This window comes from Corynebacterium sp. 045007 (genome assembly GCF_040743205.1).
Lineage (GTDB): Bacteria > Actinomycetota > Actinomycetes > Mycobacteriales > Mycobacteriaceae > Corynebacterium > Corynebacterium jeikeium_D.
This window is the reverse complement of the sequence record NZ_JBFLKW010000065.1, coordinates 1-230: the sequence shown is the minus strand read 5'-3', so window position 1 is coordinate 230 and position 230 is coordinate 1. Positions and strand designations below refer to the sequence as shown.

Genomic DNA, 230 nt, shown 5'->3' with positions numbered 1-230 from the left:
TCCATCCAGGAACGGTAGATCGTGGAGAATTCGTGCAGTTGTGCACCCCATGCTGCTGCTTGGTCCAGGGTGGTGATCCGGGTCAGTTTCAGCGCCAGTCGGTAGATGGTGCGCCCGGCATCAGTCCGGGGCCGTGAGGTGGTGTAGCGGCGTACAACGCGTTGGGCGTGGACGAGGCAACGCTGGATTTTCGTGGTGGGCCAGCACTTTTTGATCGCGCTAAACGCTCC

1 pseudogene is annotated in these 230 nt (G+C 60.9%); it reads right to left on the bottom strand.

What is annotated here, in order from left to right:
- Window positions 1-230 (bottom strand): annotated as a pseudogene (locus AB1Z34_RS11210) (IS256 family transposase); the annotation flags it as partial.